Below are 12,108 nucleotides of genomic sequence, written 5' to 3'. Positions count from 1 at the left end.
TCGGGTTCTTACTCCTCGTCAGAGCTCGATCGTGAGAGCGTGCGTGCGCTCTCGTCAGCTCTCGTCGTCGATCCAGCCCATGGTCCGGTCGACGGCCTTGAGCCAGTTCTTGTACTCACGGTCGCGGGTCTCCGCGTCCATGCGGGGGGTCCATTCGGCGGCCCGGCGCCAGTTGGCGCGCAGTTCGTCGGTGCCGGACCAGAAGCCGACGGCGAGGCCGGCGGCGTAGGCGGCGCCGAGGCAGGTGGTCTCGGCGACCATCGGGCGCACCACGGGTGCGTCGAGGACGTCGGCGAGCTGCTGCATCAGCAGGTTGTTGGCGGTCATACCGCCGTCGACCTTGAGGGCCACCAGCTCGTCGCCGGAGTCCTTCACCATGGCGTCCGCGATCTCGCGGGTCTGCCAGGCGGTGGCCTCCAGGACGGCGCGGGCCAGGTGCGCCTTGGTGACGTACCGGGTCAGGCCGGCGATGACACCGCGGGCGTCGGAGCGCCAGTGCGGGGCGAACAGGCCGGAGAAGGCCGGCACGAAGTAGGCGCCGCCGTTGTCCTCGACCGAGAGCGCAAGGGTCTCGATCTCGGCCGCGGTGGAGATCAGGCCCATCTGGTCGCGCATCCACTGCACCAGCGAGCCGGTGACGGCGATCGAGCCCTCCAGCGCGTACTGGGTCGGCTGGTCACCGATCTTGTAGCCGACCGTGGTCAGCAGGCCCGCGTAGGAGTTGATGATCTTGTCACCGGTGTTCATCACCATGAAGGTGCCGGTGCCGTAGGTGGACTTGACCTCGCCCTCGGAGAAGCAGCACTGGCCGAACAGGGCCGCCTGCTGGTCGCCGAGCGCGGACGCCACCGGGATGCCGCCGAGCAGGTCGCCCAGCTTGCCGCCGGTGACCTCGCCGTAGACCTCCGCGGAGGAGCGGATCTCGGGCAGGATCTGCAGCGGCACGCCGATCGACTCGGCGATCTTGTCGTCCCACTGCATGGTGTGCAGGTTCATCAGCAGGGTGCGGGAGGCGTTGGTCACGTCGGTGACGTGCTTGCCGCCGTTGGCACCGCCGGTCAGGTTCCAGATGACCCAGGTGTCCATGGTGCCGAAGAGGATGTCGCCCGCCTCGGCGCGCTCCTTGAGGCCGTCGACGTTGTCGAGCAGCCAGCGGGCCTTGGGGCCGGCGAAGTAGGAGGCCAGCGGCAGGCCGGTCTCGCGGCGGAAGCGGTCCTGGCCGACGTTGCGGCCGAGCTCCTTGCAGAGGGCGTCGGTGCGGGTGTCCTGCCAGACGATGGCGTTGTGGACGGGCTCACCGGTGTTCTTGTCCCACAGCACGGTGGTCTCGCGCTGGTTGGTGATGCCGATGGCCTTGATGTCGTCGCGGGTGATGCCGGCCTTCTGGATGGCCCCGGCGACGACTTCCTGGACGTTGGTCCAGATCTCGTTGGCGTTGTGCTCGACCCAGCCCGGCTTCGGGAAGATCTGCTCGTGCTCCTTCTGGTCGACCGAGACGATCCGGCCGTCCTTGTCGAAGACGATGCAGCGGCTGGAGGTGGTGCCCTGGTCGATCGCGGCGATGAAGGGGCCTGCGGTGTGAGCGTCGGTCACTGTGTGCTCCTCAAGGGTCCGTGGTGTGTGGCGGTACGTCTGTTGCTTAGGCGAAGCCTGCCGCTCTAGGCGAAGGCGACGTTGTAGATACCCGCGGCTATGGCTGCGCCGATCAGCGGGCCGACCACCGGGATCCAGGCGTAGCTCCAGTCGGAACCACCCTTGTTGGGCAGGGGGAGGAGCGCGTGCACGATGCGCGGGCCGAGGTCACGGGCCGGGTTGATCGCGTAGCCCGTCGGGCCGCCGAGCGACAGACCGATCGAGACGACCACCAGGGCGGTGATCAGGCCGCCCAGCACGCCGAGGCCGTTGCCCTTGTCGTTGAGGCCCTGGGTGAGGACCGCGAGGATCAGCACGACGGTGCCGATGATCTCCGTGGCGAGGTTCTGGACCGCGTTCCGGATCTCCGGACCGGTGGAGAAGATGCCGAGGACCGGGCCCGCACCCTTCTCCTCGGCCTCGACGGCCTTGGCCGCCGTGGCCTGCGCGCCCGGGCCGCCGACGATCTCCTTGTCGGTGAGGTGCGCGTGGAACTGGCCGTAGTAGGCGACCCACACCAGGCTCGCGCCGATCATCGCGCCGAGCAGCTGTCCGGCGAAGTAGACCGGGACGTTGCTCCAGTCGCTGTTCTTGATGGCGAGCGCGACGGTGACGGCCGGGTTGAGGTGGGCACCGGACAGCGGTCCGGAGATGTAGACGGCCGTCATGACGGCGAAGCCCCAACCGAAGGCGATGGCGAGCCAGCCGGCGTTGCGGGCCTTGGAGGCCTTGAGGGTCACGGCGGCGCACACGCCGCCGCCGAGCAGGATGAGTATGGCGGTACCGATGGTCTCGCCGATGAAGATGTCGGAGCTGGACACCCGCGACTCCTTTGTCCTTCGTCCAGGGAAGCCGAACCCCGAGTCCCTTCGGGGTGTTGGCGCCCTCGGGGGTGAGAGCGATGTCGGCCTATGGCGTTGTCACACTCTAGCGCGTATTGCCGGTAGGTGTTCGACAATGCCGACCGATGGACGGGAGTCTTGCTCCGGCGTTACGCGTGCGTCAAGAGTTCTGTTATCGAAAGCGCGATCGTTATTGATTGCTGTGGGTTATCGATGAGTCGGGCCGAGTCGGGTTGTCCGCCGGGTGTCCTGCGTTAACTCCGCTGATCTGCGTGTTTGCCCTGTTATGTCCATCTCAGGGTACGGCTGAGGCCGGTCCGCCACCTGCGAACCGGCCTCAGCCGTCTGTCTATGGGCGGGGCGCCGTCAGAAGCGGCCCGCGCCCAGGTCCCGCGAGACCGCGCGGGCGCAGTCCCGCACCGCCGCGATCAGGTCGGGGCGCAGCTCCCCGCCCTTGCAGAGCCGCTCCACCGCGCCCGTGATGCCCACCGCGCCCACCGGCATCCGGCGGCGGTCGTGGATCGGGGCCGCGACCGAGGCCACGCCCTCCCAGGTCTCCTCCACGTCCGCCGCGTACCCGCGCGCCCGTGTGATGTCGAGGATGTGCTCGAAGGCGTCCAGGTCGCAGACGGTGCGGTCGGTGAAGGGTTTGCGGTCGGCCTCCAGCGCCTCGCTGTGCGCCACCGGGTCGTAGGCCGACAGCACCTTGCCGAGGGCGGTGGAGTGCAGCGGCTGCATGGCGCCGATCTCCAGCACCTGCCGGCTGTCGTCGGGCCGGAAGACGTGGTGCACGATCAGCACGCCCTGTTGGTGGAGCACGCCCAGGTAGACGCTCTCCCCGCTGGAGCGGGCCAGGTCGTCCGTCCACACCAGGGCGCGGGCCCGCAGCTCGTGGATGTCCAGGTAGGTGGTGCCGAGCCGGAGCAGCTCGGCGCCCAGCTGGTAGCGGCCCGAGACGTCGTCCTGCTCGACGAACCCCTCCTGCTGGAGGGTGCGGAGTATGCCGTGCGCGGTGCCCTTGGCGAGGCCCAGTGACGAGGCGATGTCCGACAGGCCGAGCCGTCGCTCGCCGCCCGCGAGCAGCCGCAGCATCGCGGCCGCCCGTTCGAGCGACTGGATGTTCCGTGCCATCGCCGTTCTGCCTCCGTCCCCTGTGACCCTCACCGTCACGACGCCGTAACCATCGTTCGGCAATGCCGAACACTACCGGTCGATGCCGACTCACCGCTAATGGTCGGTCGGTATCCGTTACTTCACGCGTGGCCCGCCCTTGGGCGTCCGGCCACACATGTCCGCCCCGCACCATGACCGGTGAGCGGCCAAAACGCCATGGCCGGCGTCATACTGCCCGCCCGACGGGTCACTCGTCCGCCACATGGACGCCCTGCCCATCCAAGCCCACTCCCGGTTACGCTGGCGCCGTGCGTCCGTACCCGGGTCCGCCCGGGGAAACCGCATAGCCGACAGCCGTCGCATCCAAGGGAGCCCTTTCATGGCCTCGTTGCCGCCGTCCCCTTCCGCCGACAGCCGGACCCGGGTGTCCGCGCTCCGGGAGGCGCTCGCCACACGTGTGGTGGTCGCCGACGGAGCCATGGGCACCATGCTCCAGGCGCAGGACCCCACCCTGGAGGACTTCGAGGATCTGGAGGGCTGCAACGAGATCCTCAACCTCACCCGCCCCGACATCGTCCGCTCCGTCCACGAGGCGTACTTCTCGGTGGGCGTCGACTGCGTGGAGACGAACACCTTCGGGGCGAACCACGCGGCCATGGCCGAGTACGACATCGCCGACCGCGTCCACGAACTGTCCGAGGCCGGCGCCCGCATCGCCCGCGAGACGGCCGACGACTTCACCGCCCGGGACGGCCGGCAGCGCTGGGTCCTCGGCTCCATCGGCCCCGGCACCAAGCTGCCCACCCTCGGCCATGTGCCGTACGTCACCATCCGCGACGGCTTCCAGCAGAACGCCGAGGGCCTGCTCGCCGGCGGCGCCGACGCCCTGATCGTCGAGACCACCCAGGACCTCCTCCAGACGAAGGCCTCCGTCCTCGGCGCCCGCCGCGCCATGGAAGCCCTCGGTTCCGAGGTCCCGCTCCTGGTCTCCATGGCCTTCGAGACCACCGGCACCATGCTGCTCGGCTCCGAGATCGGCGCCGCGCTGACCGCCCTGGAGCCGCTCGGCATCGACATGATCGGCCTGAACTGCTCGACCGGCCCCGCCGAGATGAGCGAGCACCTGCGCTACCTCACCCGGCACTCCCGCATCCCGCTGCTGTGCATGCCGAACGCCGGTCTGCCGGTCCTCACCAAGGACGGCGCCCACTTCCCGCTCGGCCCCGAGGGCCTGGCCGAGGCGCAGGACAACTTCGTCCGCGACTACGGCCTCTCCCTGATCGGCGGCTGCTGCGGCACCACCCCCGAGCACCTGCGCCAGGTCGTCGAGAAGGTCCGGGGCGTCACCCCGCCCGAGCGCAGCCCGCGCCCCGAGCCCGGCGCCGCCTCCCTCTACCAGACCGTGCCCTTCCGCCAGGACACCTCGTACCTGGCCATCGGCGAGCGCACCAACGCCAACGGCTCCAAGAAGTTCCGCGAGGCCATGCTGGCGGCCCGCTGGGACGACTGTGTGGAGATGGCCCGCGAGCAGATCCGCGAGGGCGCCCACATGCTGGACCTCTGCGTGGACTACGTCGGCCGCGACGGCGTCGCCGACATGGAGGAACTGGCCGGCCGCTTCGCCACCGCCTCCACCCTGCCGATCGTTCTCGACTCCACCGAGGTGGACGTCATCCAGGCCGGTCTGGAGAAGCTCGGCGGCCGCGCGGTCATCAACTCCGTCAACTACGAGGACGGCGACGGCCCCGAGTCCCGCTTCGCCAAGGTCACCAAGCTGGCCCGCGAGCACGGCGCCGCGCTGATCGCGCTGACCATCGACGAACAGGGCCAGGCCCGCACCCCCGAGCACAAGGTCGCCATCGCCGAACGGCTCATCGACGACCTGACCGGGAACTGGGGCATCCACGAGTCGGACATCCTCATCGACACCCTGACCTTCACCATCTGCACCGGCCAGGAGGAGTCCCGCAAGGACGGCATCGCCACCATCGAGGCGATCCGCGAGCTCAAGCGCCGCCACCCGGACGTCCAGACCACCCTCGGCCTGTCCAACATCTCCTTCGGCCTCAACCCGGCCGCCCGCATCCTGCTGAACTCCGTCTTCCTCGACGAATGCGTCAAGGCGGGCCTGGACTCGGCGATCGTGCACGCCAGCAAGATCCTCCCGATCGCCCGGTTCAGCGAGGAGGAGGTGCAGACCGCCCTCGACCTCATCCACGACCGCCGCGCCGAGGGTTACGACCCCCTCCAGAAGCTCATGCAGCTCTTCGAGGGCGCCACCGCGAAGTCGTTGAAGGCGGGCAAGGCCGAGGAGCTGGCCGCCCTCCCGCTGGAGGAGCGCCTCAAGCGCCGCATCATCGACGGCGAGAAGAACGGCCTGGAGGCCGACCTCGACGAGGCGCTGACCACCCGCGCCGCCCTGGACATCGTCAACGAGACCCTCCTGGACGGCATGAAGGTCGTCGGCGAACTGTTCGGCTCCGGCCAGATGCAGCTGCCGTTCGTCCTGCAGTCCGCCGAGGTCATGAAGGCCGCGGTCGCCCACCTCGAACCGCACATGGAGAAGTCGGACGCCGAAGGAAAGGGCACCATCGTCCTTGCCACCGTGCGCGGCGACGTCCACGACATCGGCAAGAACCTCGTCGACATCATCCTGTCCAACAACGGCTACAACGTCGTCAACCTCGGCATCAAGCAGCCCGTCTCCGCGATCCTGGAGGCCGCCGACGAACACCGGGCCGACGTCATCGGCATGTCGGGCCTGCTGGTCAAGTCCACGGTGATCATGAAGGAGAACCTGGAGGAGCTCAACCAGCGCGGCCTGGCGGCCACCTACCCGGTCATCCTCGGCGGCGCCGCCCTCACCCGCGCCTACGTCGAGCAGGACCTGCACGAGCTCTACGAGGGCGAGGTCCGCTACGCCCGCGACGCCTTCGAGGGCCTGCGCCTGATGGACGCGCTCATCGGGGTCAAGCGCGGGGTGCCCGGCGCCGTGCTGCCCGAGCTGAAGCAGCGCCGGGTACGGCCCACGGCCACCGTCGAGACCGAGGAGCGGCCCGAGGAGGGCCATGTCCGCTCCGACGTCGCCGTCGACAACCCGGTGCCCGCCCCGCCGTTCTGGGACACCCGCGTCATCAAGGGCATCCAGCTCAAGGAGTACGCGAGCTGGCTCGACGAGGGCGCCCTCTTCAAGGGCCAGTGGGGCCTCAAGCAGGCCCGCACCGGCGAGGGACCGTCGTACGAGGAACTCGTCGAGACCGAGGGCCGGCCCCGGCTGCGCGGCCTCCTCGACCAGCTCCAGACCGAGAACCTGCTGGAAGCGGCCGTGGTCTACGGCTACTTCCCGTGCGTCTCCAAGGACGACGACCTGATCATCCTGGACGAACAGGGCAACGAGCGCACCCGGTTCACCTTCCCCCGCCAGCGCCGCGGCCGCCGGCTCTGCCTCGCCGACTTCTTCCGCCCGGAGGAGTCCGGCGAGACGGACGTGGTCGGCCTCCAGGTCGTCACCGTCGGCTCCCGCATCGGCGAGCAGACCGCCAAGCTGTTCGAGTCCAACTCCTACCGCGACTACCTCGAACTGCACGGCCTGTCCGTCCAGCTGGCCGAGGCCCTCGCCGAGTACTGGCACGCACGCGTGCGTGCCGAGCTGGGCTTCGCCGGCGAGGACCCGGCCGACGTCGAGGACATGTTCGCCCTGAAGTACCGGGGCGCCCGCTTCTCCCTCGGCTACGGCGCCTGCCCGAACCTGGAGGACCGCGCCAAGATCGCCGACCTGCTCCGGCCCGAGCGGATCGGCGTCCACCTGTCCGAGGAGTTCCAGCTGCACCCCGAGCAGTCCACGGACGCGATCGTGATCCACCACCCGGAGGCGAAGTACTTCAACGCCCGCTGAGCGGTACGCGAGCTCCGAGACGTGTCCCACACGGCACACTGATCGGATAAGTCGTACACTGGTCGGTCCACAGCAGGCCGGTTCCCCGCGCGGGAACCGGCCTGGTCGTCCCTCAAGGAGGTACGTGGATGACCAGTACGGTCCCCGCGCTCGGAACCCGTACGGCGGAAGGCTCGGCCCTCCAGGCGGTGCTCCTCGACATGGACGGCACCCTGGTGGACACCGAGGGCTTCTGGTGGGACGTCGAGGTCGAGATCTTCGCCCGCCTCGGCCACACCCTCGACGAGTCCTGGCGCCATGTCGTGGTCGGCGGCCCCATGACCCGCAGCGCCGGGTTCCTCATCGAGGCCACCGGCGCCGCCATCCCGCTCGCCGAGCTCAGCGTGCTGCTCAACGAGGGGTTCGAGGAACGCATCGGCACCGGCCTGCCGCTGATGCCCGGCGCACAGCGGCTGCTCGCCGAACTGTACGAGCAGCAGATCCCCACCGCCCTGGTCTCCGCCTCGCACCGGCGCATCATCGACCGCGTCCTGACCTCGCTGGGTCCCCAGCACTTCGGCCTGTCCGTCGCCGGCGACGAGGTCTCGCGCACCAAGCCCCACCCGGACCCGTACCTGCTCGCCGCCGCGGGGCTGGGGGTGAATCCGGCCAGATGCGCGGTCGTCGAGGACACCGCGACCGGGGTCGCCGCCGCCGAGGCCGCCGGCTGCCAGGTGGTCGCCGTGCCGTCGGTCGCGCCGATCGCCCCGGCCGCACGGCGTACCGTGGTGACCTCGCTGGAAGAGGTCGACCTGGCTTTTCTGCGCGGTCTGATGACGGAAATGGGCTAGCCGTTCACCCAGCGTACAAAGTCCATTGGTCGAAATCCCGGCACCGGTCATTCAACGGAATTCGCAACTGTTCAACCGGCTGAATTCCGATACTCCATCACAGAAATGCACGTGTGACGTTCCCCACGTGTAGGACGCTCGACAACGTTGCCCGAATGTGCAGCCCACCCCCGTTCGGGGGGAAACGGGGCGACCTTGTGTCCCGATTGGGGAGACGCTGCACTAATCCTGCCGCTGTCGGGTTTTCGGTCCGTCCACAACCGGTTCCCCTGCGTGATGGGACCTCAACTCACGCCGCTGCCAACCGTCCTGCGGGCGCGGACTAATCTCGTCGCGAGAACATCGCCGTAACCCCCGTGATCCGCTTCGACACCCCATGTATGCCGGCTACACGGACACGAACAGCTCTGGAGAACTTCGAGCATGAACCGTAAGACTTTGGTGCTGCCGGCCGTGGTCGGCCTGCTCACTCCGGTGCTCGCCGCGTGCGGTGGATCCGACAGCGGGAGCAGCAGCAGCGACGCGATCGTCGTCGGCACCACCGACGGGTTCACTGCCACGAAGGACGCCCCGGCCCCGATAGACCCGGCGTACTCCTACGACGTCGGCGGCTGGAACATCCTGCGCCAGACCGTGCAGACCCTCATGTCCCAGCCCAAGGGCGAGGGCGACCCGGTCCCCGACGCCGCCGAGAGCTGCTCCTTCACCGACAGCGGCAGCGAGCGCTACGCCTGCAAGCTGCGCGAGGGCCTGAAGTTCTCCGACGGCAACGCCGTCACCGCCGAGGACGTCAAGTGGTCCATCGAGCGCGCCCTGCGCATCAAGTCGGACAGTGGGGTCTACGGCCTCCTCACGAACATCGACACCATCGAGACCCAGGGCGACCGCGAGGTCGTCTTCCACCTCAAGAGCGCCGACGCCACCTTCCCGTACAAGCTGTCCACTCCGGTCGCGGGCATCCTGAACCCGAAGGACTACGAGAAGGACAAGCTCCGCGACGGCTTCGACATCGACGGCTCCGGCCCCTACACCTTCAAGGCCGACGTCAAGAACGACGAGCTCGTCTCCGCCACCTTCACCAAGAACCCGAACTACAAGGGCAGCGTGAAGGTGAACAACGAGCAGGTCGTCCTGCGCTCGTACAAGGACGCCGCCGCCATGGGCGAGGCGATCGACAAGGGCGACATCGACGTGATGACCCGCTCCATGTCGCCGGCCCAGATCAACAAGCTCGACGCAGGCACCGACAAGAACGTCAACCTCGTCGAGATGTCCGGCCTGGAGATCCGCTACCTCGGCTTCAACACCGACGCGCCCAGCGTCAAGGCCAAGGCCGTCCGGCAGGCCATGGCCCAGGTCGTCAACCGCGACGAACTCGTCGCCAAGGTGTACGGCTCGCAGGCCGACCCGCTGTACTCGCTGGTCCCGGCCTCCATCACCGGCCACTCCAACTCCTTCTTCAACAAGTACGGCGACCCCAGCGTCTCCAAGGCCAAGACCCTGCTCACCGCGGCGGGCATCACCACCCCGGTGAAGCTCACGATGCACTACACGACCGACCACTACGGTCCGGCCACCAAGCAGGAGTTCGAGGTCCTCAAGCAGCAGCTCAACGACAGCGGCCTGTTCGACGTCAGCATCGAGGGCACCCCCTGGTCGAGCTACCAGACGAACGAGCGCAAGGGCGACTACGACGTCTACGGCATGGGCTGGTTCCCCGACTTCCCGGACGCCGACAACTTCCTCGCGCCGTTCCTCGACAAGGACAACTTCCTCAAGTCGCCCTACGTCAACAACCGGATCATCAACACCCTGATCCCGGAGTCCCGCCGCGAGGCCGACCGCGCGAGCGCCAGCAGCAGCCTCACCGAGATCCAGAACGACGTCGCCACCGACGTCCCGGTGCTGCCCCTGTGGCAGGGCAAGCAGTACGTCGCCGCCCGCGACGACATCACGGGCGTCGCCTACGCCCTGAACTCCTCCGCCAGCCTTCAGCTGTGGGAGCTCGGCCGCGGCTCGAGCAGCTGACGCCCGGTCACACGACGTGAAGGGGCCCCTCTCCCGGCCGGGAGAGGGGCCCCTTCACGTCACATCAACAACAGCCGGTTCGGCGGACTACTGCGCGCCGGGGCGCACCAGGCCGCTCTCGTACGCGTACACCGCCGCCTGCACCCGGTCCCGCAGCCCCAGCTTGGTCAGCACATGCCCCACATGCGTCTTCACCGTGGTCTCGCTGACGAACAGGTCGGCGGCGATCTCCGCGTTCGACAGCCCGCGCGCCACCAGCTTCAGCACCTCCACCTCACGGTCGGTGAGGGTGTGCAGGGTGTCCGGCACCGGCTCCTCACCCGACGGAAGATGCGTCGCGTACTTGTCCAGCAGCCGGCGCGTGATGCTCGGCGCCAGCATCGCCTCACCGTTCGCCACCACCCGGATCGCCTGCACCAGCTCGTTGGCCGGGGCGTCCTTCAGCAGGAAACCGCTGGCCCCCGCCCGCAGCGCCTCCACCACGTACTCGTCCAGATCGAACGTGGTCAGCACCAGCACCTTCGCCGGACCGTCCCGGCCCGGACCGGTGATCTGCCGGGTCGCCTCCACGCCGTCCATCCGCGGCATCCGGATGTCCATCAGCACCACATCGGGCTGGAGGGCGCGCACCTGGTCGAGTGCCTGCAGGCCGTCTCCGGCCTCGCCCACGACCGCGATGTCCTGCTCGGCCTCCAGAATCATCCGGAACCCGGTACGCAGCAGCGGCTGGTCGTCGACCAGTAGGACGCGGATGGCCACGGTGAGTCTCCTTCTGCTAGTCCGCGCCCATTCTGCCCTGCGCCACGTCCCCGGACGCGGCCGACCTCACCGGCAGCGGATACGGCGGGGGAGTACCGCCGAACTCCGGACAGTGCGCCTGGTGGTCGCACCAGCCGCACAGCTTCGTCGGCCGCGGCCGCCACTCACCCGACTCCGTCGCCTCCCGGATCGCCTCCCACAACGCCAGCAGCTTGCGCTCCACCCGCTGCAGGTCGGCCGGGACCGGGTCGTACGTCAGCACGTCGCCGCTGCCCAGATAGACCAGCTGCAGCCGCCTCGGCACCACGTTCTTCAGCCGCCACACCACCAGCGCGTAGAACTTCATCTGGAACAGCGCACCCTCGGCGTACTCCGGCCGCGGCGCCTTGCCCGTCTTGTAGTCGACGATCCGCACCTCACCCGTCGGCGCCACGTCGACCCGGTCGATGATCCCGCGCAGCCGCAGCCCCGACTCCAGCTCCGTCTCCACGAACAGCTCCCGCTCCACGGGCTCCAGACGGACCGGATCCTCCAGCGTGAACCAGCGCTCCACCAGCCGCTCCGCCTCACCCAGCCAGCGCGCCAGCCGCTCGCCCTCCGGATCCTCCGCGAACAGCTCCCCGAGCTCCGGCCTGGACTCCCGCAGCCGGTCCCACTGCCCCGGGATCAGCGACTTGGCCCGCGGCGCCGTCCGCTCCGCCGCCGGCGCGTCGAAGAGCCGCTCCAGGACCGCGTGCACCAGCGTCCCCCGCGTCGCGGCCTCGCTCGGCTTCTCCGGCAGCCGGTCGATCACCCGGAACCGGTACAGCAACGGACACTGCATGAAGTCACTGGCCCGCGAGGGCGACAGCGACGCGGGCGGCCCCGCCGCCCTGCCCGCCACCTCCGTGACCGGCCCGTCCCCCTGCGCGACGACCGCGCCCCGATCCCGCGCCGCGTCCCCGATGCTGCTGTCCATGACCACAGACCATACGGCCCGCCACTGACAGTCACCCAACCCGCCCGACGC

Annotated in this window: 8 protein-coding genes; 3 read left to right on the top strand and 5 right to left on the bottom strand. The window is 69.0% G+C overall.

From position 1 onward, the window contains the following. Positions 1 to 54 precede the first annotated feature (54 nt). The 3 genes from glpK to ACFZB3_RS42565 all read right to left on the bottom strand — a co-directional run bounded on the left by glpK (position 55) and on the right by ACFZB3_RS42565 (position 3,605). Positions 55 to 1,593, bottom strand: coding sequence for a glycerol kinase GlpK (gene glpK / locus ACFZB3_RS42575; RefSeq protein ID WP_391387177.1), 1,539 nt, complete (start codon positions 1,591 to 1,593; stop codon positions 55 to 57). Positions 1,594 to 1,658: 65 nt separating this feature from the next. Beyond that, positions 1,659 to 2,453 (bottom strand): MIP family channel protein, encoded by a 795-nt coding sequence (locus tag ACFZB3_RS42570; protein WP_391387175.1) that lies wholly within the window; start codon positions 2,451 to 2,453, stop codon positions 1,659 to 1,661. A 387-nt stretch (positions 2,454 to 2,840) separates the two neighbouring features. Further along, positions 2,841 to 3,605 carry an IclR family transcriptional regulator C-terminal domain-containing protein gene (locus ACFZB3_RS42565; protein WP_391387172.1) on the bottom strand — a complete coding sequence of 255 codons (765 nt, stop codon included), beginning with the start codon at positions 3,603 to 3,605 and terminating at the stop codon, positions 2,841 to 2,843. Between the two features lie 361 nt (positions 3,606 to 3,966). Between ACFZB3_RS42565 and metH the strand changes: the two genes are divergently transcribed. The 3 genes from metH (at position 3,967) to ACFZB3_RS42550 (ending at position 10,340) form a co-directional block, all read left to right on the top strand. Beyond that, the gene (gene metH, locus ACFZB3_RS42560; protein WP_391387170.1) at positions 3,967 to 7,482 is read left to right on the top strand and encodes a methionine synthase; all 3,516 of its coding nucleotides are present in this window, start codon (positions 3,967 to 3,969) and stop codon (positions 7,480 to 7,482) included. A gap of 128 nt (positions 7,483 to 7,610) precedes the next feature. Beyond that, a complete protein-coding gene (locus ACFZB3_RS42555; RefSeq protein WP_391387168.1) occupies positions 7,611 to 8,312 on the top strand; it encodes an HAD-IA family hydrolase in 702 nt (233 codons plus the stop codon). 423 nt (positions 8,313 to 8,735) lie between these two features. Next, the gene (locus ACFZB3_RS42550; protein ID WP_391387167.1) at positions 8,736 to 10,340 is read left to right on the top strand and encodes an ABC transporter substrate-binding protein; all 1,605 of its coding nucleotides are present in this window, start codon (positions 8,736 to 8,738) and stop codon (positions 10,338 to 10,340) included. A gap of 87 nt (positions 10,341 to 10,427) precedes the next feature. Here ACFZB3_RS42550 and ACFZB3_RS42545 read toward each other — a convergent pair whose 3' ends face one another. Together ACFZB3_RS42545 and ACFZB3_RS42540 are read right to left on the bottom strand one after the other, a co-directional pair. After that, complete coding sequence (locus ACFZB3_RS42545; protein ID WP_030608351.1) at positions 10,428 to 11,099, bottom strand: response regulator transcription factor; 672 nt, start codon at positions 11,097 to 11,099, stop codon at positions 10,428 to 10,430. A gap of 16 nt (positions 11,100 to 11,115) precedes the next feature. Then, the gene (locus tag ACFZB3_RS42540; RefSeq protein WP_391387163.1) at positions 11,116 to 12,057 is read right to left on the bottom strand and encodes a PD-(D/E)XK nuclease family protein; all 942 of its coding nucleotides are present in this window, start codon (positions 12,055 to 12,057) and stop codon (positions 11,116 to 11,118) included. Positions 12,058 to 12,108 lie beyond the last annotated feature (51 nt).

Source organism: Streptomyces sp. NPDC008092, from assembly GCF_042957285.1.
Taxonomy (GTDB): domain Bacteria; phylum Actinomycetota; class Actinomycetes; order Streptomycetales; family Streptomycetaceae; genus Streptomyces.
The sequence above is the reverse complement of the archived record's forward strand: the minus strand, read 5'-3'. Positions and strand labels throughout refer to the sequence as shown.